This is a genomic window from Rhizobium giardinii bv. giardinii H152, assembly GCF_000379605.1.
Lineage (GTDB): Bacteria > Pseudomonadota > Alphaproteobacteria > Rhizobiales > Rhizobiaceae > Pararhizobium > Pararhizobium giardinii.
The window spans coordinates 45,138-69,688 of the sequence record NZ_KB902684.1 but is presented as its reverse complement, the minus strand read 5'-3'; the positions used below and the strand labels follow the sequence as shown (position 1 = coordinate 69,688).

The window sequence follows — 24,551 nt, the reverse complement described above, 5'->3', positions numbered from 1 at the left end:
CCCCGCAGTTTCCCCGCTGATCCCCGCCCCGAAAACCTGTGCCATGATCGTGGCGTTCCGTCATCGGCTACCCCGCGAGGCGTCGCGGCGAGGCGGGACCGGTGCCGGGTTAAGGAAGGACGTGAGCCTTTGCCCGGTGGACCGGCAGAAAATGGTTTCCCTCTCGTCTGAAACAGGACGGGGCGTGCCTGTGAGGCACACATCAGGACCGGCGACTGGGCTTGCGACGAGCAATTCCTTTCGTGGCGCCGTCGATGCTGGAGCAATCCGGCATCAGTCGAGCGTCACCCTGTACCGAAAAAAGGTGCCGCCATCCCCGCAGAGAAACCGGAGTTGCCCGTCGACCAACACTGAACGGGGCGCTGGAAGGCGTCATATAAAATTACTTAGTCATCGGCACTTTCCAGCGCCCCGGCCAAGTAAACATCAAGCAAACCCACGACGGATTTTCCGGGCGTGGATAAAGGCCGTTGAGGCCGCGCCAAACTCCCTTGCGGGGGAGAGTGAACGTGCCGCACCTCAACCATTTTCCTTTGCCCGTGCCGCATGATAAACCGCCACCACCCACACGAACGACCGAAAGACGACCGACATGACCGACAAGACCAACCCTGTTGACCTCATCACCGGCCACCGGCGCATGCGCCGCAACCGCAAGGCCGACTGGACGCGCCGGATGGTTCAGGAAAACCGGCTGACGGTCGATGACCTGATCTGGCCGATCTTCGTCGTTCCGGGCTCCGGCATCGTCGAGCCGATCGAGGCGATGCCCGGCGTCAGCCGCATGAGCGTCGACAAGGCTGTCGAGGCAGCAAGGGAAGCCGCCGACCTCGGCATCCCTGCCCTTGCCACCTTTCCGAACATCGAAATGTCGCTCAGGGACGAGACCGGCTCCAACAGCCTTGCCGCCAACAACCTGATCAACGAGACGACGCGGGCGATCAAGACGGCCGTGCCGAACATCGGCGTCATCACGGACGTGGCGCTCGATCCGTTCACCAGCCACGGCCATGACGGCATCCTGCGTGACGGCGAGATCGTCAACGACGAGACGGTGGCGCAGATCGCCAGGGCCGCCGTCATGCAGGCCGAGGCGGGCGCCGATATCATTGCCCCCTCCGACATGATGGACGGCCGCATCGGCGCCATCCGCCGGGCGCTCGACGCGGCCGGCCACCAGGATGTCGGCATCATGTCCTATGCCACCAAGTTCGCCTCCGCCTTCTACGGCCCCTACCGCGAGGCAATCGGCACCGGCGGGCTCCTGAAGGGCGACAAGAAGACCTATTACATCGACCCCGCCAACGGCACCGAGGCGATGCGCGACGCCGCCCTCGATGTCGAGGAAGGCGCCGACATGCTGATGGTCAAGCCCGGCCTGCCCTATCTTGATATCTGCTGGCGGATGAAGGAAAGCTTCGGCCTGCCGGTCTTCGCCTACCAGGTGTCCGGCGAATATACGATGATCAAGGCCGCCGCCGCCAACGGCTGGATCGACGGCGAGCGCGTCATGCTGGAAACCCTACTCGCCTTCAAGCGCGCCGGCTGCGACGGCATCCTCAGCTATTTCGCCATGGACGTCGCCCGCATTCTGGCGAAGCGGCAGTAGCCGGCGTTCGAAAGGGACACTGTGCGCAGCCTGGACGCCGAGACCCTGAACTTTTACGCCGCTGAAGCGGATACTTATGCGCTGCAGGCACGCGCAGCGAAGAGCAAACGCCTCGATCCCTTCCTTGCGGCGCTGCCTGCCGGCGCGAAAATTCTCGAACTGGGATGCGGTGGCGGGCAGGACAGCCTTGTCATGCTGACGCGCGGTTTCGACGTGACATCGACCGACGGTTCCCCGGAAATGGCCAAGCAGGCAGAACAATTGCTGGGACGACCGGTTGCTGTTCTTCCGTTTGATCAATTGGAAGAGCGCGACATCTATGACGGTGTCTGGGCGAATGCCTGCTTATTGCATGTCCCAAGGCCGGAACTGGCCGCGGTATTGTTCCGCATTCATCGCGCCCTTAAGCCAGACGGCATCTTCTACGCCAGCTACAAGGCGGGGATGGCGGACGGCCGCGACCGGTTTCAGCGTTACTACAACTATCCGTCTCGCGATTGGCTAATCTCGCAATATGCACCGCTCGGCTGGAGCTTCGAAATCGACGAGAATATCGGCGGTGGTTACGACGGCGAAAAAACGGAATGGCTGCACGTAACCGCAATCCGCTCGGCATGACCCGGCCTTGCCGTTATTTTCACCCGCCATTTGCATTTTTGGCCCGCGCTCCCCATATCCCTGGCTGTTGACGATGGAGAACGGCCATGACTGTGCAGGATGAAAATTTGCGTATCCCGAGCAATGACTGGCGGGCCTATCAGGGTGTTTTGAGCCGCCGCGTCATCGCTTTCGTGATCGACTATGCCATCGTCGCGCTCCTGTGGATTCCGGCAGCGGTCGTCGTCTTCTTCTTCGGCATCCTGACGCTCGGGCTCGGCTTCATGCTTTATCCCGTGCTGTTTGCCGGTCTCGCCATGCTCTATTTCGGCCTCACCGTCGGCGGCGTGAAACAGGCCTCGCCCGGCATGAACATGATGGGCATCGCGATTGCCCGCACCGACGGCCGGCCGATGGATTTCCTGACCGCCATCGTGCATCTGGTGATCTTCTGGATCGCCAACGCGCTGTTGACGCCGCTAGTCCTGCTGATCGGCCTCTTCACCGACCGCGGCCGCCTGCTGCACGACCTTCTGATCGGCACCGTGACGGTGCGTCGCGACCTCTACTGATTCGCCCTTGCGACGGGTGGCGAGCGGTGCCCCCGCCCGCCTTCCCGGCGAAAACAGCTGAAAACACAGATTTAGCGCATTGCGACCTATTGCTCAAAAAGTCGCGATTGACCTTTTTCAATCTTGCGCCATGCTAATGTTTTCGAAGCGGCCACGAAGAGCGATCTCCGCAGCATATGAACACGCAAACTGCACCGTCTCCACAATTCTACCTGACCGCACCGGCGACCTGCCCGTATCTGCCGCAGGAGATGGAGCGGAAGGTTTTTACCCACATGGTGGGCGAGCGGGCACCCGAACTCAACGATCTCCTGACCCAGGGCGGCTTCCGCCGCTCGCAGAACATCGCCTATCGCCCGGCCTGCGAAACCTGCCGGGCCTGCATCTCGGTCAGGATCATCGCCGGCGAGTTTTCCCCCACCCGCTCAATGCGGCGCATCCTGGCTCTCAACAGTGACGTGGTTTCGGCGGAATATCCGGCCGAGCCATCCAGCGAGCAGTACAGCCTGTTCCGCCGCTATCTCGACCACCGCCACCAGAAGGGCGGCATGTCGGACATGTCCGTCCTCGACTATGCGATGATGGTGGAGGACACCCACGTCAACACCAAGATCATCGAATACCGGTTGAAGGTCGAAGGCGACGGTATCGGCAAGGCCAAGGGTCCGCTGATCGCGGCCGCCCTTACCGACAAGATGGCCGACGGCCTGTCGATGGTCTATTCCTATTTCGACCCGGACATGTCGCACCGCTCGCTCGGCACCTTCATGATCCTTGACCATATCCGCAAGGCGAAGGACCGCAGCCTGCCGCATGTCTATCTCGGCTACTGGGTCAAGGGATCGCGCAAGATGGACTATAAGACAAAGTTTCTGCCGCAGGAGCACCTTATGGCCCGCGGATGGGAGCGCTATACAGGCGAGAGTGCAGCCACCACATAGGGACTGAATCTTGAGCCAAACCATCGATGCCGCCCACCACCGCCGCGGCCTTCTCATCACCGGCGTTGGCGGCCTTGCCCTGTCCTTCGATATCCCGTTGATCCGCTCCGCCGACGGCGAAGTCTGGTCGCTGCTTGCGGTCCGCAGCCTCTCCACCTTCGCGGTGGCGCTGCTCGCCTGGGTCGTGCTCAATAAGTTTCTCGGCCGCAAGATCGCGCTGGTGCCGGGCAAGGCCGGCCTTGCCGCGGGCCTGTTCTACGGTCTCGCCTCCTTCACCTTCCTGCTGTCCGTCTTCAACACGGCAACCGCCAACGTCGTCTTCCTCGTCGCGTTCACCTCGATGTTCGCAGCCGTGCTGTCCTGGATCTTCCTCAAGGAACGACCTTCCAATGCCACCCTGCTGACGATGGCCGTGATGGTGTTCGGTGTCGGGCTGATCGTCCAGGACGGCCTGAAAAGCGGCAACTTCTTCGGTGATGCCATGGCGGTCTGCTCGGCGCTGCTGCTCGCGTCCGCCATCACCGTCAGCCGGGCGAGCGGCCGGGACATGGGCCTGGTGCCGCTCGCAACCGCCATCTTCCCTGGCATCGTCGGCTATCTCCTGTCGCCGTCCGAGGGCCTGGCGATCGCCCATCCCGGCTGGATCGTCTTCAACGGGTTGGTCATGATTCCGCTTGCCTTCTTCTGCCTCGCCACCGGCCCGCGCTATCTCTCCGCCCCGGAAGTCGGCATGTTCTACCTGCTCGAGACCATCCTCGCCCCGATCTGGATCTGGATCGTCTTTGAGGAGGTCCCGACCGTCCAGACGCTCATCGGCGGCGCGATCCTGATCCTGGCGCTGATCGGGCATTCGATATGGCAGATGCGCAGGAAGTCTGGACGTGACAAGGATGCGGCTGCCGAGTTTCCATTTACGGGTTGAGGCGACGAATGCCTACAGCAGACGGCGCTGCCATAGTCGACGAGATTTTGGAGCGTGAGGCATGAAAGTCAAAGTGCGGAAAATCGGGAATGCTGAAGGCGTTGTCATTCCAAAAGCGCTGCTGAGAAAGCTTGGATGGAAAGCCGGCGACCAGCTTGAACTCTCGGCAACGGACAACACCATACGTCTATGCGCAATTGATCCCGACCTCGAACGCCAGCTTGAAGCCGCCCATTATCTTATGGAGAAGTACAAGGTCGCCCTAAGCCGCCTCGCCGACTCCTAACGTCGCGTCAGCAAATCACCCCGTAAATTTCCCGCTCCGCGGAAATCCCTTCGGCACCGTCCTGCCCGCAGACGCGCGGTCGCCCAGCCATTCGATGAGTTCGTCCCTGGTCTTGGTGAAGCTGCGGCCGGCGCTGTCGGCCCAGGTCAGGCCGTCGGCGATTGCAAAGCAGCGGATGTCCGAGACGCCGCCATCCTTGTAGCGCTGCAGACGCACGCCCTTGCCGCGGCCCATTTCCGGGATCTGCGCGAGCGGGAAGACCAGCATCTTGCGGTTCTCGCCGACGATGGCAACATGATCGCCCTTGACCGGGACGACGAGCTTTGCCTCGTCCGGCATGGCGACGTTCATGATCTGCTTGCCCTTGCGGGTGTTGGCGACCATGTCGGTTTCCGGCACCACGAAGCCGTTGCCGGCCGCCGAGGATATCAGCAGCTTGCGCGAGGGGTCGTGGACGAAGGCGGTCAGCACGTCCTGATCGTTTTCCATGTCGACCATGATGCGCAGCGGCTCGCCATGGCCGCGTCCGCCCGGCAGTTTGTCGCCGCCCAGCGTGTATGCCTTGCCGCCGGTCGTGACGACCACGATGCGGTCGGTGGTGGAGGCCGTGAACGACAGCTTCAAGCCGTCGCCTTCCTTGAACTGCAGCGTCGAGACGTCGGAGATGTGGCCCTTCAGCGCCCGGATCCAGCCCTTTTCCGAAATGACGACAGTGATCGGTTCCTTCTCGATCATTGCCTGCTGGATCGCTTCCAGATCGGCTTCCGGAGCGTTCGAGAACAGCGTCCGGCGGCGGCCGATCTCGGTGGCCTTAGCGAATTTCTTCTTCACCTCGCCGATTTCCCAGGCGACGGTCTGCCACTGCTTGTCGTTGGAGGCAAGCAGCGCCTCGATTTCCGCTTTCTCCTTCGACAGCGCGTCGAATTCGGTGCGGATCTCGAATTCCTCGAGCTTGCGCAGCGAGCGCAGCCGCATGTTGAGGATCGATTCGGCCTGCAGGTCGGTGAGCGTGAAGCGCGCGATCAGCGCGGGCTTCGGCTCGTCCTCCTCGCGGATGATGCGAATGACCTCATCGAGATTGAGATAGGCGATGAGATAGCCGCCCAAAATTTCGAGACGGCGGTCGATGGCGGCGAGCCGGAAGCGCGAGCGGCGCAGCAGGACCTCGCGGCGATGGTCCAGCCATTCGAGCAGGACCTCGTTCAGCGCCATCACCTTGGGCACGCGGCCCATCGACAGCACGTTCATGTTGAGCGGAATGCGGTTTTCGAGCTCAGACAGCTTGAACAGCGATTCCATCAGGATCGTCGGGTCGACCGAACGGCTCTTCGGCACCAGCACCAGCCGGACATCCTCGGCCGATTCGTCACGCACGTCTTCGAGGAGCGGCAGCTTGCGGGCCAAAAGCAGCTCGGCGATCTTCTCGATCAGCCGCGACTTCTGCACCTGGAAGGGGATTTCGGTGACGATGATCTGGTAGCCGCCGCGACCGGTATCCTCGACCTGCCATTTGGCACGGACGCGAAAACCGCCGCGACCGGTCTTGTAGGCTTCGATGATGCTCTCGCGGCTGTCGATGATGATGCCGCCGGTGGGAAGATCCGGGCCTTCGATCCCGCCCCGCTCGGGGTTGTTGGGATCGAGCATCAGGTCTTCGATGGTCGCATCCGGGTTCTTGATCAGGTGCAGCGCCGCATCGCAGAGTTCATGCGCGTTGTGCGGCGGAATGGAGGTCGCCATGCCGACGGCGATGCCGGAGGCGCCATTCGCCAGAAGGTTCGGAAAGGCACCGGGCAGGACGACGGGTTCCTGGTCTTCCTCGTTGTAGGTCGGGCGGAAGTCGACCGCGTCCTGGTCGATGCCTTCGAGAAGCAGGCTCGCCACGTCGGTCATGCGCGCTTCGGTATAGCGGTAGGCGGCGGCGCTGTCGCCGTCGATATTGCCGAAGTTGCCCTGCCCGTCGACGATCGGATAACGCTGCGAGAAATCCTGCGCCAGACGCACCAGGGCGTCATAGACCGACTGGTCGCCATGCGGGTGGAACTTACCGATGACGTCGCCGACGATGCGGGCGCATTTCTTGAAGGACGAGTTGGAGCGCAGCCCCATTTCGCTCATCGCATGAACGATGCGGCGATGCACCGGCTTCAGGCCGTCGCGAACATCCGGCAGTGCGCGGTGCATGATCGTCGACAGCGCATAGGCAAGGTAGCGCTCTTCGAGCGCCGCCTTGAGGTCAACAGGCAGAATATGATCGTCTCCGCCCGACGGCGGCAAAAGGCTTTGTCCCATGCTTTCTTGCTACCCCAAGAAACCCGCAACGGCAAGGATTGCAGGGCATTGCGCTGTGGAGAACCAACGGCTGCAGCCCTCTCGGCGGCGGCCGCGCCGGAGAACAAAAATGCGCCACGGGCGGCTACCACATATGGTTGCAGACGTGCTATGCGCCGAGTGCCGCCGTCAAAACGATTCCAGACAAGGACGCCTATGCACAGCCTGCTGAAGTTCAGCGTTCCCGCCAGCCGCTACTCTTGTCGTCAAGCAATCGTGGCTGCCCCTCGAAGACCGGTTTCCGGCCAGGACAGCGATGTCGCCAAGACATGACTCTCTCAACGGATTCGAATATATTTCGGCCTCAATCCGTACTAGGAATGCCTTCCAAATCAAAACCTTTCCAACAAAGGATCACCTCATGATGCATACCCGCAATCTCCGTCTGATGCTGGCGAGCGCCGCTTTCATCGGCCTTTCCGGTCCGGCCTTCGCCCTCGACGGCGCGGACCTCGTCGCCAAGCTGAATGCCGCCTATGCCTCGAACGGCATGACGATCGCCTATGAGGGTGTGGAAGTGGACGGTACGACGATCACGCTTTCCGGCGTCAGCGTCAAATCGATGGCAGCCCCGGAGACGGATCTCAAGGTCGGCGAAGTGACACTCGAAGGTGTCGAGGAAACAGACGGCGGCGGTTACTACGCCGAGACGGTCACGCTGCCGGACATCGACTTCAAGGCAGACGACGTTGCCTTGGCTGCCAAGGACATCGCGATGAGCGGACTGACCATTCCCGGCAATCCGTCGAGCGGCACAATCAACGATATCGTTCTCTACGAATCCGCCGGCACCGGCCCGGTCACGGTCACCGTCAAGGGCAAGCAGGTCTTCGCGATTACCGAATCCGAAGCCAATCTGACCAAGCAGGAAAGCGACGCCGGCTTCGATTTCGACGCCACGCTGTCCGGCATCAAGGCCGATCTTTCGGATGTCGAGGACGCCAAGGCTAAGGATGCGATCGAAAAGCTCGGCCTGAAGACGCTGGATGGCGAAGTGACGATGAAGGGCAGCTGGGAAGTCGCCACCGGCAATGTTTCGCTGGAGGAATACGCCTTCGACTTCGCCAATGTCGGCAGGCTTGCTCTCGCCTTCGATATTTCCGGCTATACGATGGAATTCATGAAATCCATGCAGGAAGCGACGAAGGCTGCGGCCGCCAATCCGAACAAGGAAGAAGCCAACCAGGCGATGGGCCTTGCAATGATGGGTCTCGTCCAGCAGCTGACCTTCAACAGCGCCTCGATCCGCTTCGACGACGCGACGATCACCAAGCGCGTGCTGGATTATATCGGTGGACAACAGGGCGTTTCCGGCGACCAGCTCGCCCAGTCGCTCAAGGGCATGGTGCCGCTGATGATGGCGCAGCTCAACGTGCCGGAATTGCAGAACCAGGTCTCGACCGCCGTCAACAGCTATCTCGACGCGCCGAAGAGCCTGACCATCAGCGCCGAGCCGGCCAAGCCCGTCCCCTTCCCGATGATCGTCGGCGCGGCGATGGGCGCCCCTAACACGGTGCCGAGCGTGCTCGGCGTCAAGGTGACGGCGAACGACTGATATCCTGTAACCGGATAATCAAAAGCCCCGGCCGTTTCCGCGCGGCCGGGGCTTTTCTTGTTTTCACTCTATTCCAGAACCTGAATCACAGTGCGGTTTTGCGGATTGACGATCACGCGCCGTTCGTTAACGACGGTATAGGCGTAATCGGGGTGCCCATCGACCAGATGAAGCTGGACCGTGTCTGGCAAAGGCTGTCCGACGACGATGGCACCCTCGTAGGCGACGGACGGAACCTCGCGCTGCAGGACATAGGTGCGAACTTCGCCGGGAAGCTCCACCGTGGTCGAACTGGTCATGCCGGGGTCGACGACAACGGCCTGGGCAAAAGCCGGCGCCGTGATCGCCATGAAGACCGCGGAGGCGGCCAGAAGTGTCTTGCGCATGCTCTTTCTCCTTGCTTCTACGCGTTAACAACAGCGGTGGCGGCAAGAAAGTTCCGAATTTTGGTGCCCGTAGCCCGTGGGCGGTCGGCGGCTTGATCAAAACCTGCGCAAAAAAGAAAACCCGGCAATCAGGAGTGCCGGGTTCCGAGCTCGCAAAATTGACGGGAGACCTCAGTCCTTCTTCGCCGTCGGGATGACCCGCAGCGCGAGTTCGCGCAGCTGCGCCGGCGTTGCCGGGCTCGGGGCGCCCATCAAAAGGTCCTGGGCCTGCTGGTTCATCGGGAACAGCGTCACCTCGCGCAGGTTCTTGGCGCCGACGAGCAGCATGATGACCCGGTCGATGCCGGCTGCCATGCCGCCATGCGGCGGGGCACCGTACTGGAAGGCGCGGTAGAGGCCGCCGAACTGCTCCTCGACCTCCTCGGCCGACTTGCCCGTCAGTTCGAACGCCTTGACCATGACTTCCGGCAGCTGGTTGCGGATCGAACCCGAGGCGATCTCGAAGCCGTTGCAGACGAGGTCGTACTGGTAGGCCTTGAGCGACAGCGGATCCTGAGTGTTCAAGGCTTCCAGACCGCCCTGCGGCATGGAGAAGGGGTTGTGGGCGAAGTCGATCTTCTTTTCGTCTTCCAGCCATTCGTAGAACGGGAAGTCGATGATCCAGCACAGCTCGAACCGGTCGCGGTCGACGAGGTTCAGTTCCTCGCCGGCGCGGGTGCGGGCTTCGCCTGCGAACTTGTAGAACTTCGCCGGATCGCCGGCGACGAAGAAGCAGGCATCGCCATCATCGAGGCCGAGCTGGGTGCGGATCGCGTCGGTGCGTTCCTCGCCGATGTTCTTGGCGAGCGGACCTGCGCCTTCCAGCTTTTCGCCTTCCTTGCGCCAGAAGATATAGCCGAGGCCCGGCTGACCGGTCGACTGCGCCCAGGCGTTCATGCGGTCGCAGAAGGCTCTGGAGCCGCCGGTCTTGGCCGGGATTGCCCAGACCTCGACCTTCGGGTTGGAGGCGATCATGTTGGCGAAGACCTTGAAGCCGGAACCGGCGAAATGCTCGGTGACGGCCTGCATCTCGATCGGGTTGCGCAGGTCCGGCTTGTCGGAGCCGTAGGTGCGGATCGCCGTCTCATGGGGAATGCGACGGAACTCCTGCGTCACCGGCTTGCCTTCGGCGAACTGCTCGAAGACGCCGCGCATGACCGGCTCCATCGTGTTCCAGACGTCTTCCTGGGTGACGAAGCTCATTTCCAGGTCGAGCTGGTAGAATTCGCCCGGCAGGCGGTCGGCGCGCGGGTCTTCGTCGCGGAAGCAGGGGGCGATCTGGAAGTAGCGGTCGAAGCCGGCAACCATCAGCAGCTGCTTGTACTGCTGCGGCGCCTGCGGCAGGGCGAAGAACTTGCCTTCATGGATGCGGGAAGGAACGAGGAAGTCGCGCGCGCCTTCCGGCGAGGATGCCGTCAGGATCGGCGTCGAATATTCGGCGAAACCGATCTCGGACATGCGGCGGCGCATGTCGGCGATGATCTGGGTGCGCTTGACGATGTTCCGGTGCAGCGTTTCCCGGCGCAGGTCGAGGAAGCGGTATTTCAGGCGCACGTCTTCGGGATAGTCCGGCTCGCCGAACACCGGCAGCGGCAGTTCCTTGGCCGCGGAGAGCACTTCGATCTCCTGCGCGTAGAGCTCGATCTCGCCGGTCGCCATGTGCTTGTTGACGGTCTCGTCGGAGCGCGCCTTGACGAGGCCGTCAATGCGGATGACCCACTCGCCGCGCACGGTCTCGGCCGTCTTGAAGGCCGGACTGTCCGGATCGACGACGATCTGCGTCATGCCGTAGTGATCGCGAAGGTCGATGAACAGCAGGCCGCCATGGTCGCGGACGCGGTGAACCCAGCCGGACAGGCGGACGGTCTGGCCGACATCGGATTTGCTGAGAGCGGCACAAGTGTGGCTGCGGTAACGATGCATCATATTATCCTGGAACCATGGGTGCCGCGCGGCCACGCCAAAGCGCGCTGCGGCAGCGTCAAAATCGGGCGGAAAAGCGCATGGTGAGGCCGATTTGTCAAGGCCGGAGCTTCGGTACGGCCGCAAGACAGCCCATGCGAACCCAGTCTGGCGGGGAGTGGCTCCCGCTCGATCCAAGGCGTATGATTGCAAACGGGAGGACTACGGCCATGACCGTCGAAAAACAGCAGGCCCGCCAAACACGAAACTATGAGTTCTACAGCGCCCAGTATTCGCGCTTCAGCAGCATTCTGGCGTCGGACATCAGGCGGGAAGCCTATGGCGAGGATCTCGGCCAACAGGGCTGGCGAACGCTTGGCGAACAACAGGAAATCATCAGGCTCGTCAACGAGCGGCCGCAAGCCCGATTGCTTGATGTCGCGTGCGGCTCCGCCGGACCATCGATTGCAATCGCCGCTGCGACCGGCTGCCGCCTGACGGGCGTGGACATCGAGGAAGCCGCGATCGAACAGGCCAAAATGATTGCCGCTGGCGCGCATCTGCCTGACCAAGCGACCTTCGCCGTCGCTGATTGCAGCCAGCCACTACCGTTCGGAGCCGGGGAATTTGACGTCATCTCCTGCATAGATGCGATCATTCACCTGACCGACCGTCGAACGGTGTTTGCGGACTGGTTCAGGCTGCTGACGCCCGGCGGCCGACTGATCCTTACGGATGCATGCGTCCTGACCGGAGACATCTCAAAGGAGGAACTGGACATCCGGGCGTCCCAAGGAAAATTCCATCTCGTTCCAGCGGGCTTCAATGAGGGTATGCTTGAGGGAGCGGGCTTCGAGCTGCGAAGTTGCAAGGACACCACCGACGCTGTCGCAAGTCTCGCCATGCGGCTCTGTCGCGCTCGGCAATCCCGCCGCGAAGCCCTATTGAAAGAAGAGGACGCCGGCTGGTTCGAAAACAGGCAGACATTTCTTTCAACGACCGCCGAGTTGGCCGCAACCGCCAGGCTCTCCAGATTTCTTTACGTTGCGGAGAAGCCGCAACTCTAAGCGGCCTATCGCCTGATGGCGGACACAAAAGCAACGGCTTCGACCGGAACGACGAAAAAGCCGGAATTTAGCTGTTTTCCCAGCCGATACACGGCTAAAAACGGCTGCAGGCGATACGTGCCGCGCGAGTCGCCGCCGAAATCCGGATTTTCTCCTTCCATGTCGCAGATACGTCCCCTCATCCCTCTCCTCGTTACGGCTGGTATTCTGATCGGCGGCAACGGGCTGCAGGGAACCTATATTTCGTTGCGGGGCCTGCATGAGGGCTTTTCGACCTCGCTGATCGGCCTTATCGGCACCGGCTACAATATCGGCTTTGCCATCGGCTGCATCTATGTGACGCGCATCCTGCGCTCTATCGGCCATATCCGCACGTTTTCGGCCATGGCCGCCATCGCCTCGGCGGCGTCGATCGCCATGGTCCTGCTGATCGATCCGTGGTTCTGGTTCCTGATGCGGCTGGTTGCCGGCATCTGTTTCGCCAGCCTGTTCGCCACCGTCGAGAGCTGGCTGAACGCGCGGGTGACCAATTCCAACCGGGCGCGGACGCTGTCGATCTATCGGCTCGTCGATCTCGGCTCAGTCACGGCAGCGCAATATCTGATCCCGACCGTCGGCATCGAGGGCTTCCAGCTGTTTGCCATCGTCTCGATGGCGCTGACGCTGTCGCTGGTGCCGATTTCCTTTGCCGACCGGTCGAGCCCCGGCGCACCGGACGCAATCAAGTTCGACGTCAAGGCGCTGTGGAACATCTCGCCGCTTGCGACCGTCGGCTGCATCGTCGTCGGGCTGACGAACTCGACATTCCGCTCGCTCGGGCCGATCTATGCCGAGGGTATCGGCCTGTCGATCACCGCGATCGCCACTTTCATGAGCGCCGGCATCATCGGCGGGGTGGTGCTGCAATATCCGCTCGGGCTCTATTCCGACCGGCTGGACCGGCGGCTGATCATTCTCTTCGCCACCTTCGGCTCGCTCATCGCCGGTCTCTACCTCGCCTTCTTCGCCGGCAGCGACGAATGGCTGAACTTCATCGGCATCTTCATCTTCGGCGCCTTCGCCATGCCGCTCTACTCGCTCTGTTCTGCCCATGCCAACGACCATGCGGCCGAGGGCCAGCATGCGCTGGTGTCGGCGGGCATGCTGTTCTTCTGGTCGTGCGGCGCCGTCGTCGGGCCGCTGTTTGCCTCTTTCCTGCTGGATATATTCGGACCGCAGGCGCTGTTCATCTATACCGCCGCCGTGCTTGCCGCCTTCATGCTCTATACGCTGCTGCGCATGACGGCGCGCGGCGCGGTGCCGGCAGGCGCACGCCGCATGCGCTTCCGCAATCTGCTGCGCACCTCCTCCTTCTTCAACAAGCTGGCGGCAGCACCCGGGGAGAAGAAGGACGTCTAGCCCCGGCGGCAAGCTGCCGGCGCTTTGCAATTGCTGAACGAGGGCATCCGGTTTAAACGGAAGCGCCGAAACCCGCCGGAACCATCCTCATGCCAGTCATCAGCCGCCGCACGCTTCTCCAGGGATCGGCCGCCGCGGCCGCCTCCTTCTCGCTCGGTGCCGGCCTTGCCGCCGGACGCGGTGCCGCCGCCCCCTCGCCGCTCCTGCTCAAGGCGCGGTTCATTGACGCAGAGCTCGCCAAGGATGGCATCACGCCAAAGGTGATGACCTATGGGACGAGCGAGGCCACCGCGACCGGCATGCCGCCGGTGATCCGCATGAAAAAGGGTGAGCCGTTTGCCGCCCGGCTGGTGAACGGTCTTGACGAGCCGACAACCGTGCACTGGCACGGCCTGCGCATCGCCAACGCCATGGATGGCGTCCCGGAGATGACCCAACCTTACGTCTATCCCGGCGACGGCTTCGACTATGCCTTCACGCCGCCGGATGCCGGCACCTTCTGGTATCATCCGCATTGCAACACGCTGACCCAGATGGGCCACGGCCTGACCGGCGTGATCGTCGTCGAAAACCCTGACGATCCCGACTTCGATGCGGAAATCGTGCTCAACCTGCGTGACTGGCGGCTGGGAAGCGGTGGCGCCTTCATCGCGCCCTTCAAGCCCCGCGACGCGGCACGCGGCGGCACCTATGGGACGATCCGCACGGCCAACTGGCGCCAGGAGCCCGCCTACGACGCGCCATCCGGTGGCCTCGTGCGCGTCCGGCTGGCAGCGACCGATGTCACGCGGATCTACACACTCGGAATGGAAGGCGCACCGGCGCTCGTCATCGCGCTCGACGGCAATCCGGTCGAAGCGCCCTTCCCGCTCGACCGGCTCGATTTCGGCCCCGGCCAGCGCGTCGACCTCGTCCTGCGCATGCCGGACACGGAGGGCGCGGTGGTCAGGCTCGGCAATTTCCGCGGCTCCACGCCCTGGACGATCGCAACGTTGCGGGCAACCGGCGCGTCGCTGAAGCGCGATATCGGCGATGTGAAACCGCTTGCCGCCAATTCGATCGCCGAGGCCGATCTCTCGACCGCCGAACATATCCCTCTCGATTTCACCGCAACGGCCGACCATGCGACGGCACCAGGCATCTGCGGCACGCTCGGCTATACCTTCTGGGCAATCAACAAGGTGGCATGGCCGGGCGACACGCCCGATCCCGTCGCCCCACTTGCGGAGCTGAAGCTCGGCAGGAGCTATGTCCTGCAGGTCAGGAACCGCACGCCGCATGCGCACCCGATCCACCTGCATGGGCTGAGCTTCCGCATCCTCAGTTCCAGCAAGCGCCCCGTGCTGCCGCCGCCGACCGACACCATCCTGTTGCTGCCGGACGAACAGGCCGAACTCGGCCTCGTCGCCGACAATCCCGGCGACTGGCTGCTGCATTGCCATATTATCGAGCACCAGAAGACCGGAATGTCGGGATATTTCCGTATCGCCTGAGCTTTTTGCCATTGTGACCGATAGCATGAAGAGATACATCGGATGAGTTTAACGCCGCATTTCCGCCATAGTGATTGAAGTTTGATGATCGAGACAACCGCCGAACTCGCCGCCGCCTGCGAAAAGCTGGCCGAGGGGCAGTATATTACAATCGACACGGAATTTCTCCGCGAGACGACCTTCTGGCCGCAACTGTGCCTGATCCAGATGGCAGGTCCGGACCTGGCCGTCATCGTCGATCCGATGGTGAAGGACATCGACCTTGCGCCGTTCTTCGAGCTGATGGCCAATACCAATGTAATCAAGGTGTTCCACGCCGCGCGCCAGGACATCGAAATCATCTACAATCTCGGCAAGCTGATCCCGCATCCGATCTTCGATACGCAGGTTGCCGCCATGGTCTGCGGCTTCGGCGACAGCGTTTCCTACGACCAGCTCGTCAGCCGCATCAAGGGGGTGCACATCGACAAGTCCTCGCGCTTCACCGACTGGAGCCGCCGGCCGCTGTCGGACAAGCAGCTCGACTATGCGCTGGCCGACGTCACCCATCTGCGCGAGGTCTACCTGCACCTCAAGGAAGAGCTCGAACGCGAAGGCCGCTCGCTGTGGCTGACGGAAGAGATGGCGGTCCTCGAGGCCAAGGAAACCTACGACATCCACCCGGACGACGCCTGGCAGCGGCTGAAGATGCGGCTGAAGAAGCCACAGGAACTGGCCGTTCTGCAGAAGGTCGCCGCCTGGCGCGAGCGCGAGGCCCGCAGCCGCAATGTGCCGCGCGGCCGCATCCTGAAGGACGACGGGCTCTACGAGATCGCCCAGCAGCAGCCCAAGGATGTGGAAGCGCTGTCGCGCCTGCGCACCATCCCCAAGGGCTGGGAGCGTTCGGCGGCGGGCGCAGCCATTCTCGAGGCCGTCAACGCCGCGCTCGAACTGCCGAAATCGGAAATGCCGAAGCTGCCGCGTCACAACCAGTCGCCGGAAGGGGCCGCCGCCGCCAGCGAAATGCTCAAGGTGCTGCTCAAGCTGATCGCGGAAAAGCAGGGGGTCGCCGCCAAGATCATCGCCAATTCCGACGATCTGGAGCGCATCGCCTCGGAAGGCCCGAAGGCCGATGTCGGCGCCCTGAAGGGCTGGCGGCGCGAACTGTTCGGCGATACCGCGCTGAAGCTGATCAATGGCGAAGTCGCGCTGCGTTTCGTCGATCGCAAGATCGAGGCGGTCGAGCTTTAGGCTGCATCCTCTGTCGGCAGATGTGCTCTGCCGACAACCTAGGCGTCATCCGGGCCCAACAGGGCATGAGCACAAAAGCGGCAAGAAGATTACGCGAAATTACTTGACCCTACGTCCTTAAGTGGAACAATGGCGTCTCCTGCCACCGCGAACCGGGTATCATGAGAGAAATATCTCCCACAGAGAACTGGCTGATGATCATGCTCGGCATGGCGCTGAGCGGCGTGCTCTACAGCCTTGTGGTTTATCCCGACTCACCTGTGATCATCGGCGCGGTCTTCGCCGCCTTCATGGGCCTCCCGCTGATCGCCTTCGAACGACGGCTGGTGTTTCGCCCGCTGAGCCGTTGGATCGAGCGGCTTCCGACGCCCCTCTTCATCGTTTCGGCGCTCGTCATCTATGAGGTTCTGATGAGCGCGGGCTACGCGCTTGCGGCCCTGCTGCTGTGGGGGCTGGGCTTCATCGAACCGAAGTCGCTCTCCGACATCGTCGTCATGCCGTTCAATGTCTTCCTCTATGCGCTGGCCGTCTGCGCCCTGATCGTCTTCATTCTGCGCGTTCGCGATCTGCTCGGCCATGATGTCTTCACCAGCATGCTGATCAGCCGCTACCGCACGCCGGTAAAGGAAGAGCGCGTCTTCCTGTTCATCGATCTCGCCGATTCGACCTCCTTTGCCGAAAAGCACGGCGACCTGCGCGCGCAGCAGTTCCTGAAGGCCCTGTTTGCGGCCTTTGCGGAGCCGGTCCGGCGTCACAAGGGCGCGATCGACGACTACATCGGCGATGCCGCGATCGTCACATGGCCGCTGGAAAAAGGCGTGAAACATGCGCGCTGCGTTCGCTGCATCTCCGATATTCTTGACGATATCGAGGCCGATGCGGAGGCCTGGCGCAAGCGGTTCGGCCAGGTGCCGCGGCTGCGGGCCGCCCTTCACGGCGGATCGATCATCACGGCGGAGATCGGCGTGCACCACCACAAGATCGCCTATTTCGGCGACACGGTGAACACCACGGCGCGGCTGGAATCGCTGTGCAAGACGCTGAACAGGCCGGTGCTGATCTCGGCTGAGCTCGCCGAACGGATCAAGCTTCCGGATGCGATCGCAATCGAGGATCTGGGCACCCACGCCGTCAAGGGGCGAGGCCAGACGCTCGGTGTCATGGCGCTGAAATCACAGGCCAAGGTCGCGGCCGTCGCCGAGACCTTCGATCTGCGGATTCCCGCCGAATGACAGGCAGGCCATAACGCCGTCACCAGATTCGGCTGAGAATGGCGGCCCGCGCTGCCGCCCCGCAATGTCAACTGCGGGGCCTTTCGATCAAGGCGGGCAGCGTCCGATCAGAGGAAGAAAGAACCCTTGCTCATGGTCACGGCATCATCGAGATGGATGGAAAAGTCGGCCTTCCCGTCGCCGTTGACGTCGGCGTAGATATAGGTATCGGAGGCTTTCTTCTCGTAACGGAGCTCACCCGCCTTGCCGTGGAAGCCGGCGGTGCCGATGAAGGCGAACGCCTGATTGTCCGGGGTGCCGTAGCGCGCGTCGATGAGGCGCAGGTCGATCCGATCGCCCTCGGCCCCGGAGAAATCGAAGATCGTGTCGCGACCGGCTGAGGCCACGGTCGATTCCCAGAGGTCATCGTAACGGAACCTGTCGGCGCCTGCGCCACCGAAAAGATCGTCGGCGCCGAACTGACCCGCCAGCCGATCATCACCCGAGCCACCGGCGATCCGGTCATTACCGTAACCGGCGACGATGGCATTTGCATTTCCGTCGCCGGTCAATCTGTCGGCAAAATTGGAGCCGGTGAGGCCTTCGATGTCGGTATAGGTATCGCCCTTGGCTTCGCCCGTATTAACATCGGGATTCACAAGGCTCGCCGTCAAGCCGGCGGTCGCAAGGACATATGTCGCGGTATCCTTGCCGCTGCCGCCCATCAGTTCATCAGCCCCGGCACCGCCAGCGAGTACATCGTTGCCGCCATCGCCGTTCAGCGTGTCGTTTCCCGCCAGCCCTAGCAATCCGTCCGCGTAACGTGTCCCGTTGACGGTATCGTTGCCGGCGAGCATCAGCGAGAAGAAACTCGCACCATCATTCGTCTGGATCGCATCTGCTATCCTGGCCGCCGAAATGTTGGCGTCGGTGACCCGGAACACAACGACGTTATCCTCAACGAGCGCGAGGTTCGTGAGCGTACCGGCGGTAATATCTTTGAACCGGCCGTGGCTGGTTTCCGCGGACAGGTTCCTGCCAGCGAAATACGCGTAGTTCTCCAAATCGTCGTAGAAGGCGATCGCGGTGGAACTCCAGTTAAAGTTGGCGTAGTCGAACAGGCTGCCGATATCGTTGGCAAGGGACATATCGACCCCGTCGCCAAGATTTCTGTAGGTCAATACCGCCATTCTGGGATCCTGTTTCAATAGATCGGCATATCCGCCGCTCGGCCGCGCGAACTATATATCCGGTCGTCCGTTTTGCAATGAAACTAAACAGGCGGTCGGATGCCCTTCACAAAGCGGCAAGGCACGACCCGAGTAACACCGCAGTAATCTGCAGATTTAAGCCGCCGCCTCATCCTCTGGCCAGAAAGCCGCTTTTCCTAAAATCGCGACTACTCGAACCGGAACGCGATCCGCTTGCCCGTCAGCCTGGCGAGCTGCTGCAGCCGGCCGTCGAGGCGTTCGCCGGTGAATTCCGAATAGGCGGAGGGGACCACAAATTCGAGATCGAGGTCCGGGGTACGGGACCGGCGGATATCGAGATTGCGGACGATGCCCGGCATCGAGGCGGAGAACAGGTAAACGACCCTGAGCAGGCCGCCGAGCAGCTTGGCGAGTTCCAGCAGGCGCGGCGTGGCGATCGCGGCGAGCGGCTCGGTGGCGCCGTCGTCGTTCAGGCCCTCGAAACGATAGTAGTTGGCGAGCGCGATATAGGCGCGGCCGGCATGGGTGATGCCGGAAAAGGTGCTGTGGGCGATGATGTTGAGCGCCTGCAGGCCGCGGTAATCCGGATGGGCGCGCCAGCTGATATCGGCGAGCAGACAGGCCGCCTGACGGTAGCGCCCCTCCTCCTCTGTCTCGGTGATGCCGAAATGCGGCACCATCTTACCGCTCCAATCGGCGAGCTCGCGCGCATGCTCGGGCGAGCGGGCGCGCAGGATGGCGATTTCGCGGGCCGCCGTCAGCAGCGGATCATGGGCGCGCACGGTTTCCGACAATAGCGAAAACAGATAGCCCTCGCGAACGCCGAGCGCTGAAAACGAGATGCGTGCCGGTTTCATCTGCACGATCGCTTCCTGCATGGCAATGGCGCCGAAGGGCAGCAGTGCGCGGCGAGTCTTCGAGATGCTCGCATAGGCGGGCGACTTGGTGTCCTTCGGCTCGATCACCTCGGGCAGGAAGGCAATGGCTTCCTCATAGGAAATCTCATAGCCCTGCATCATGTGCAGCGGGTAGTTGCGCATCTCCATATGCAGCTTGGCGATCGACCGCCAGGTACCGCCGACGGCGTAGAAGGTGCGGCCCGCGACGTTCTGCAGCACCTGCGCGCCCTTCATGTAGCGGCGCACATGGCTGCGCGCCTTGACGATCGACCCATCGGCATGTTCCGACAGGCGGATGCCGCCGAGCGGCAGGGTGATGCCCTTGCCGACCTTGGTGCCGACGACATCGACAAGCTCGAGCGAACCGCCGCCGAGATCGCCGACAATGCCGTCCGGGTCGTGGTAGCCGCTGATGATGCCCATCGCGGAGAAATAGGCTTCCTCCTCGCCGGTCAGCATGCGGACCTTCTGGCCGAGGATGATCTCGGCCCGGCGGATGAAATCCGGACCGTTCGAGGCATCGCGGGCAGCGGCGGTAGCCAGCACGAAGACGGTCGAGGCACGCGCCTGCGTCGACAGCGCCCTGAAGCGATGCAGTGCCTTCAGCGCCCGCTCGACGCTTTCGGCGTCCATGCGTCCGGTCGCGTCGATGCCCTTGCCGAGACCGCACATGACCTTTTCGTTGAACAGCACGGCGGGGGAGCGGCTCAGCCCCTCATAGATCACCAGTCGAATCGAGTTCGAGCCGATATCCACGACGGAGACCGGGGCAATTCCAGGCAGACGCCCCTGGGCTTCAGATTCTACCATGCAGTTCCAGTTTTATTTTCTGCGGCGGCTGTTCCAGCCGGCAATGACCTTGGGTGTACTGGATTTCAGGGCCTCACCCCGCCCCGAGAGGCTGGGATTGGTCATGAAATAGACCTGCGCATTGAAGGGCTCGGAATCGCGGGCGACTTCGATGCGCCGCGACGTTCCGTCCGGAAGGATCTCGTAGCTCTGCTGGTTATCGATGAGATTACCCAGCATGATCTGCGATAGCACCTGTTCATGCACAGTCCGGTTGATGAGAGGCACAAGGGTCTCCACCCGCCGGTCCAGATTGCGCGGCATCATGTCCGCCGACCCGATATATACAAGCGCGTGCTCGGAGGGAAGTCCATGGCCGTTGCCGAAACAGAAGATCCGCGAATGTTCAAGGAAACGCCCGACGATCGACTTGACGCGGATATTGTCGGACAGCCCCGGCACCTGCGGCCGCAGGCAGCAGATGCCGCGCACGACCAGGTCGATCTCGACGCCGGCCTGGCTGGCGCGGTAGAGCGCGTCGATGATCTCCGGATCCACCAGCGAGTTCAATTTCATCCAGATCGCGGCCGGACCACCGGCCTCGGCATGGGCGACCTCCTCGGCGATATGCTGCAGGATGCGCGGCCGTAGCGTGTGCGGCGAAAAGGCGAGCTTCATGCCGGCCTCTGGCTCGCCATAGCCGGTGATGAAGTTGAAGATGTTGGCCATGTCATGGGCAATCTTCGGATTGCAGGTGAAGAAGGACAGGTCGGTATAGATCTTCGCCGTGACCGGATGGTAGTTGCCGGTGCCGAGATGGCAATAGGTCCTGAGCTTGCCCTCCTCGCGGCGCACCACCATCGACATCTTCGCATGCGTCTTCAACTCGATGAAGCCGAACACCACCTGCACGCCGGCACGTTCGAGGTCGCGCGCCCAGCGGATATTGGCCTCCTCGTCGAAACGCGCCTTGAGCTCGACCAGCGCCGTCACCGACTTGCCGGCTTCGGCCGCATCGATCAGCGCACGCACGATCGGGCTGTCGTTGGAGGTCCGGTAAAGCGTCTGCTTTATCGCCAGAACCTCAGGATCGCGCGCAGCCTGGAGCAGAAACTGGACCACCACGTCGAAGCTTTCATAGGGGTGGTGGACGACCATGTCCTTTTCGCGGATGGCGGCGAGGCAGTCTCCGGCATGTTCACGGACGCGCTCGGGAAATCGCGCATTGTACGGCTCGAAGCGCAGATCGTCGCGCGGCGCCTTGGTGATCTCGGAGAGCGTGTTGAGCGCCAGCAGACCCGGCAGCACGGCGACCCGGTTTTCCGGAACGTTCAGCTCGCCGACGACGAAATGGCGCAATTCCAGCGGCATCTCGGAATCGATCTCGATGCGGATCACCGAGCCGCGCCGCCGCCGTTTCAGTGCCGTCTCGAAGAAGCGCACGAGGTCTTCGGCCTCTTCCTCGACTTCGATATCGCTATCCCTGATGATGCGGAACGTGCCCGAGCCCTTCACCTCATAGCCGGGGAACAGCCGCTCGATGAACAGGCTGACGGCATCTTCCAGCGTGATGTAGCGGATGACGGACTTGGCATCCGGCAGCCGGATGAACCGGTCGAGCGCGACCGGCAGGCGCAACAGCGCCGTCATCGGCTCGCGGCCGCTCTTGCTGACGAGCTGCAGCCCCATGGTGAAGCCGAGATTGGGGATGAACGGGAACGGGTGCGCCGGATCGATTGAAAGGGGAGTGAGCACCGGAAAGATCGACTGTTCGAATTCGTTCGCCAGCCAGGCCCGGTCCTGCACGGACAGCGACACCGGGCGGACGATGAGAATGTCCTCCTTGGCGAGATATTGTTGCAGGACCGCAAGCGAGGCCTGCTGTTCCATCTGCAGGTTGTCGATTTCCTTGAGGATGTCTTCCAGCTGCTCGACAGGCGTCTTGCCATCCGGGCTACGCACCAGCACGCCCTGGCGAACCTGGCCTTCCAGACCGGCGACGCGGACCATGAAGAACTCGTCGAGGTTGGCGGCGGAAATCGACAGGAAGCGCACCCGCTCAAGCAACGGATGCGCCGTGTTCAGCGTTTCCTCGAGAACCCGGCGATTGAACTGGAGCCAGGAGAATTCGCGGTTGATGAAGCGTTCCGGACTGCTCATGAGGTCGATGGCGTCGGCCACCGGTGCACTGGCAGTGGTCGCAGTGGTCGCAGATGTCGAGGTATCCATTGTCCCGGCCTATTTCCTGATTTTCTTCCAGCAGTTAGCCCAGTTTGACGACGGAACTGTGACAGTCAATCGAATTCGCGCGCCGTTCCAACAGTGTTGAGCACTTCCGACGCCAGCGCCCTGTTGATGCGCGTGCCGCGCGCCAGGGCCAGATGGTCCAGCCGCTCGACGATCGCCTGGGCCGATTCGAGCGAACGCTCCATGCGCGCCACGATGTAGCCGATCAGGCGGTCGTCGAGCGCAAGCTGGCGGTCGGACAGCAGCTTGACCAGGACCTGGGCCAGCAGCTCGTCGTCCGGCTCGCCGATCTCGACCACCGTCGCGGCCTTCAGGCGCGAGCGCAGGTCGGCAAGCTCGACCGGCCAGGACATCGGCCAAAGACGGCTGGTGATCAGCAGGCTGCTGCCGTTTTCGCGCACGCTGTTGATGACGTGGAACAGGGCGCGGTCGTCAAAACCCCGCCGGTCGGCGTCCTCGAACAGGACGGGGCTCTTTGCCGCGACATCAGCCGCGTCGCTGCCCGCTGTCGGATGAATGGCGACGGCGCCGCTCGTTTCCCGCCAGATGGCCGCCAGATGCGATTTTCCCGATCCGACGGGTCCGGCCAGGATGACGACGGGCGACGGCCAGCGCGGCCAGCTGTCGATCATGGAGACGGCTGCCTTCAGCCGTTCGGAAACCAGAAGATCGTCCCGACCCGTCTGAGGCTCGTGCTGGAAAACGAGCGGCAGTTGTTCGAACTTGCGGACCATACGCTGTTTACTCTGGAAATTGCTGTTCCGGCGCTGTCGTCTTGCCGGTCCGGTGGCCGTGATAGAGCGTGCTGTCAAGGTAACGCCCGAGGCCGAAGCGGACAAGCACGCCGATGGCGGCCGCCGACGGCACCGCCACCAGCAGCCCGACGAAGCCGAACAGGGCGCCGAACGCGAGCAGCGCAAACATCAGCCAGACCGGATGCAGCCCGACGCTTTTGCCGACCAGGCGCGGCTGGAGGATGTTACCTTCGAGAAACTGCCCGACAAAAAAGATGACGGCCACGATGCCGATGTGAAGATAGTCCGGCCAGAACTGGACGAGCGCCACGCCGACGGCAAGGACGAGGCCGACGAGCGAGCCGACATAGGGAATGAAGCTGATCATGCCGGCAAACAGGCCGATCAGCAGGCCGAAGTTCAGGCCGACGAAGGACAGTGCGGTGCCATAGAACAGGCCGAGAATGATGCACAGCGACCCCTGGCCGCGCACGAAACCGGCAATCGTCAGGTTCATCTCAAGAGCGATCTGGCGAACGGTGGCGACGTGGTCGCGCGGGATCCAGCCGTCGACCGTCTCCACCATCCGGTCCCAGTCGAGCAGCAGATAGAAGGCGACGACCGGGGTGACGATCAACAGCGAGATGATGTCGAGCAGCGCCATGCCCGAATTCCATAACTGTTGGAACAGCGTGCCGAGGAAGCTGGCGCCCTGTTCGAGCAGTTTGGCCGAGTTCTGCTTGATCGTATCCATCTGTCCGGCCACCCAGTCCGGAAGCCAGCCGGTTTGCGGGCTGGTGACGAATTCCTGCAGCTTGGCGATGTAGCCCGGCATCTTCTGGATGAAATCGGCAGCCTGGGTGAAGACGATCGGAATGATGACGACGAGCGACAGGGCAAAGACAAAGATGAAGGCGATCAGGATGACGACCGTCGCCATCAGGCGGCTCAAGCCCAGCTTTTCCAGCCGGTCGGCGACAGGATCGAGGAAATAGGCGAGCGCCATGCCGGCGATGAACGGCAGGAGGATCGTCGAGAATACCATCAGGAAGGCGACGAAGGCAGCGAGAAACAGCGCCCAGAAGATGGCCTGGCGCCGCAGTCCGCTGCTGCTCAATTTGTTGACCATGCC

The 24,551-nt window shown here is 62.4% G+C and carries 21 protein-coding genes; 12 read left to right on the top strand and 9 right to left on the bottom strand.

Annotated features, from left to right (window positions below; all coding sequences use genetic code 11):
* The first annotated feature begins 592 nt into the window (after positions 1–592).
* The 6 genes from hemB (at position 593) to A3AY_RS0119840 (ending at position 4,927) form a co-directional block, all read left to right on the top strand.
* Positions 593–1,609 (top strand): porphobilinogen synthase, encoded by a 1,017-nt coding sequence (hemB, locus tag A3AY_RS0119865; protein WP_018327422.1) that lies wholly within the window; start codon positions 593–595, stop codon positions 1,607–1,609.
* A 21-nt stretch (positions 1,610–1,630) separates the two neighbouring features.
* Positions 1,631–2,227: a class I SAM-dependent methyltransferase gene (locus tag A3AY_RS0119860; RefSeq protein WP_018327421.1), complete on the top strand. Its 597-nt coding sequence runs from the start codon at positions 1,631–1,633 to the stop codon at positions 2,225–2,227.
* A gap of 86 nt (positions 2,228–2,313) precedes the next feature.
* Positions 2,314–2,778, top strand: coding sequence for an RDD family protein (locus A3AY_RS0119855; RefSeq protein ID WP_018327420.1), 465 nt, complete (start codon positions 2,314–2,316; stop codon positions 2,776–2,778).
* A gap of 176 nt (positions 2,779–2,954) precedes the next feature.
* A complete protein-coding gene (locus A3AY_RS0119850; RefSeq protein WP_026203632.1) occupies positions 2,955–3,719 on the top strand; it encodes an arginyltransferase in 765 nt (254 codons plus the stop codon).
* A gap of 10 nt (positions 3,720–3,729) precedes the next feature.
* Positions 3,730–4,641 (top strand): DMT family transporter, encoded by a 912-nt coding sequence (locus tag A3AY_RS0119845; protein WP_018327418.1) that lies wholly within the window; start codon positions 3,730–3,732, stop codon positions 4,639–4,641.
* A gap of 61 nt (positions 4,642–4,702) precedes the next feature.
* Positions 4,703–4,927, top strand: a complete 225-nt coding sequence (locus A3AY_RS0119840) for an AbrB/MazE/SpoVT family DNA-binding domain-containing protein (RefSeq protein ID WP_018327417.1) — start codon at positions 4,703–4,705, stop codon at positions 4,925–4,927.
* A gap of 15 nt (positions 4,928–4,942) precedes the next feature.
* On the opposite strand, the gene parC is transcribed toward A3AY_RS0119840, so the two are convergent.
* Positions 4,943–7,219, bottom strand: coding sequence for a DNA topoisomerase IV subunit A (gene parC / locus A3AY_RS0119835; RefSeq protein ID WP_018327416.1), 2,277 nt, complete (start codon positions 7,217–7,219; stop codon positions 4,943–4,945).
* 400 nt (positions 7,220–7,619) lie between these two features.
* On the opposite strand from parC, the gene A3AY_RS0119830 reads away from it, so the two are divergent.
* On the top strand, positions 7,620–8,813 hold the full coding sequence (locus A3AY_RS0119830) for a hypothetical protein (RefSeq protein WP_018327415.1): 1,194 nt from the start codon (positions 7,620–7,622) through the stop codon (positions 8,811–8,813).
* Positions 8,814–8,881: 68 nt separating this feature from the next.
* On the opposite strand, the gene A3AY_RS0119825 is transcribed toward A3AY_RS0119830, so the two are convergent.
* Both A3AY_RS0119825 and aspS read right to left on the bottom strand, forming a co-directional pair.
* Positions 8,882–9,199, bottom strand: coding sequence for a DUF1236 domain-containing protein (locus A3AY_RS0119825; protein WP_018327414.1), 318 nt, complete (start codon positions 9,197–9,199; stop codon positions 8,882–8,884).
* 171 nt (positions 9,200–9,370) lie between these two features.
* Positions 9,371–11,161 (bottom strand): aspartate--tRNA ligase, encoded by a 1,791-nt coding sequence (gene aspS, locus A3AY_RS0119820; RefSeq protein ID WP_018327413.1) that lies wholly within the window; start codon positions 11,159–11,161, stop codon positions 9,371–9,373.
* 209 nt (positions 11,162–11,370) lie between these two features.
* On the opposite strand from aspS, the gene A3AY_RS37105 reads away from it, so the two are divergent.
* Entirely contained in the window at positions 11,371–12,207 is an 837-nt protein-coding gene (locus A3AY_RS37105; RefSeq protein WP_018327412.1) for a class I SAM-dependent methyltransferase, read from the top strand.
* 5 nt (positions 12,208–12,212) lie between these two features.
* Here the strand turns inward: A3AY_RS37105 and A3AY_RS39275 are convergent, their stop codons facing one another.
* The gene (locus A3AY_RS39275; protein ID WP_018327411.1) at positions 12,213–12,368 is read right to left on the bottom strand and encodes a hypothetical protein; all 156 of its coding nucleotides are present in this window, start codon (positions 12,366–12,368) and stop codon (positions 12,213–12,215) included.
* Between A3AY_RS39275 and A3AY_RS0119805 the strand changes: the two genes are divergently transcribed.
* The 4 genes from A3AY_RS0119805 to A3AY_RS35620 all read left to right on the top strand — a co-directional run bounded on the left by A3AY_RS0119805 (position 12,367) and on the right by A3AY_RS35620 (position 17,560).
* Complete coding sequence (locus A3AY_RS0119805) at positions 12,367–13,605, top strand: MFS transporter (RefSeq protein ID WP_018327410.1); 1,239 nt, start codon at positions 12,367–12,369, stop codon at positions 13,603–13,605. The genes A3AY_RS39275 and A3AY_RS0119805 overlap by 2 nt on opposite strands.
* Positions 13,606–13,694: 89 nt before the next feature.
* Positions 13,695–15,098, top strand: coding sequence for a multicopper oxidase family protein (locus A3AY_RS0119800; RefSeq protein ID WP_018327409.1), 1,404 nt, complete (start codon positions 13,695–13,697; stop codon positions 15,096–15,098).
* A gap of 84 nt (positions 15,099–15,182) precedes the next feature.
* The gene (rnd, locus tag A3AY_RS0119795; RefSeq protein WP_018327408.1) at positions 15,183–16,328 is read left to right on the top strand and encodes a ribonuclease D; all 1,146 of its coding nucleotides are present in this window, start codon (positions 15,183–15,185) and stop codon (positions 16,326–16,328) included.
* A 161-nt stretch (positions 16,329–16,489) separates the two neighbouring features.
* Positions 16,490–17,560, top strand: coding sequence for an adenylate/guanylate cyclase domain-containing protein (locus tag A3AY_RS35620; RefSeq protein WP_051108376.1), 1,071 nt, complete (start codon positions 16,490–16,492; stop codon positions 17,558–17,560).
* Positions 17,561–17,667: 107 nt separating this feature from the next.
* Here A3AY_RS35620 and A3AY_RS39270 read toward each other — a convergent pair whose 3' ends face one another.
* From A3AY_RS39270 to A3AY_RS35610, 5 genes are all read right to left on the bottom strand, one after another.
* Complete coding sequence (locus A3AY_RS39270) at positions 17,668–18,729, bottom strand: calcium-binding protein (protein ID WP_018327406.1); 1,062 nt, start codon at positions 18,727–18,729, stop codon at positions 17,668–17,670.
* Between the two features lie 209 nt (positions 18,730–18,938).
* A complete protein-coding gene (gene ppx / locus A3AY_RS0119780) occupies positions 18,939–20,459 on the bottom strand; it encodes an exopolyphosphatase (RefSeq protein WP_018327405.1) in 1,521 nt (506 codons plus the stop codon).
* 12 nt (positions 20,460–20,471) lie between these two features.
* On the bottom strand, positions 20,472–22,667 hold the full coding sequence (locus A3AY_RS0119775) for an RNA degradosome polyphosphate kinase (protein ID WP_018327404.1): 2,196 nt from the start codon (positions 22,665–22,667) through the stop codon (positions 20,472–20,474).
* 65 nt (positions 22,668–22,732) lie between these two features.
* Positions 22,733–23,419, bottom strand: coding sequence for a DnaA regulatory inactivator HdaA (gene hdaA, locus A3AY_RS0119770; RefSeq protein WP_018327403.1), 687 nt, complete (start codon positions 23,417–23,419; stop codon positions 22,733–22,735).
* A 7-nt stretch (positions 23,420–23,426) separates the two neighbouring features.
* Positions 23,427–24,548, bottom strand: coding sequence for an AI-2E family transporter (locus A3AY_RS35610; RefSeq protein ID WP_018327402.1), 1,122 nt, complete (start codon positions 24,546–24,548; stop codon positions 23,427–23,429).
* Between the last annotated feature and the right edge of the window lie 3 nt (positions 24,549–24,551).

Bases quoted from the DNA above. Each gene is read 5' to 3' on its own strand.
- hemB (WP_018327422.1), top strand. From the start codon at position 593: ATGACCGACAAGACCAACCCTGTTGACCTCATCACCGGCCACCGGCGC.
- A3AY_RS0119855 (WP_018327420.1), top strand. From the start codon at position 2,314: ATGACTGTGCAGGATGAAAATTTGCGTATCCCGAGCAATGACTGGCGG.
- A3AY_RS0119850 (WP_026203632.1), top strand. From the start codon at position 2,955: ATGAACACGCAAACTGCACCGTCTCCACAATTCTACCTGACCGCACCG.
- A3AY_RS0119840 (WP_018327417.1), top strand. From the start codon at position 4,703: ATGAAAGTCAAAGTGCGGAAAATCGGGAATGCTGAAGGCGTTGTCATT.
- parC (WP_018327416.1), bottom strand. From the start codon at position 7,219: ATGGGACAAAGCCTTTTGCCGCCGTCGGGCGGAGACGATCATATTCTG.
- A3AY_RS0119830 (WP_018327415.1), top strand. From the start codon at position 7,620: ATGATGCATACCCGCAATCTCCGTCTGATGCTGGCGAGCGCCGCTTTC.
- A3AY_RS0119825 (WP_018327414.1), bottom strand. From the start codon at position 9,199: ATGCGCAAGACACTTCTGGCCGCCTCCGCGGTCTTCATGGCGATCACG.
- aspS (WP_018327413.1), bottom strand. From the start codon at position 11,161: ATGCATCGTTACCGCAGCCACACTTGTGCCGCTCTCAGCAAATCCGAT.
- A3AY_RS37105 (WP_018327412.1), top strand. From the start codon at position 11,371: ATGACCGTCGAAAAACAGCAGGCCCGCCAAACACGAAACTATGAGTTC.
- A3AY_RS0119805 (WP_018327410.1), top strand. From the start codon at position 12,367: ATGTCGCAGATACGTCCCCTCATCCCTCTCCTCGTTACGGCTGGTATT.
- A3AY_RS39275 (WP_018327411.1), bottom strand. From the start codon at position 12,368: ATGGAAGGAGAAAATCCGGATTTCGGCGGCGACTCGCGCGGCACGTAT.
- A3AY_RS0119800 (WP_018327409.1), top strand. From the start codon at position 13,695: ATGCCAGTCATCAGCCGCCGCACGCTTCTCCAGGGATCGGCCGCCGCG.
- rnd (WP_018327408.1), top strand. From the start codon at position 15,183: ATGATCGAGACAACCGCCGAACTCGCCGCCGCCTGCGAAAAGCTGGCC.
- A3AY_RS35620 (WP_051108376.1), top strand. From the start codon at position 16,490: ATGAGAGAAATATCTCCCACAGAGAACTGGCTGATGATCATGCTCGGC.
- A3AY_RS39270 (WP_018327406.1), bottom strand. From the start codon at position 18,729: ATGGCGGTATTGACCTACAGAAATCTTGGCGACGGGGTCGATATGTCC.
- ppx (WP_018327405.1), bottom strand. From the start codon at position 20,459: ATGGTAGAATCTGAAGCCCAGGGGCGTCTGCCTGGAATTGCCCCGGTC.
- A3AY_RS0119775 (WP_018327404.1), bottom strand. From the start codon at position 22,667: ATGGATACCTCGACATCTGCGACCACTGCGACCACTGCCAGTGCACCG.
- hdaA (WP_018327403.1), bottom strand. From the start codon at position 23,419: ATGGTCCGCAAGTTCGAACAACTGCCGCTCGTTTTCCAGCACGAGCCT.
- A3AY_RS35610 (WP_018327402.1), bottom strand. From the start codon at position 24,548: ATGGTCAACAAATTGAGCAGCAGCGGACTGCGGCGCCAGGCCATCTTC.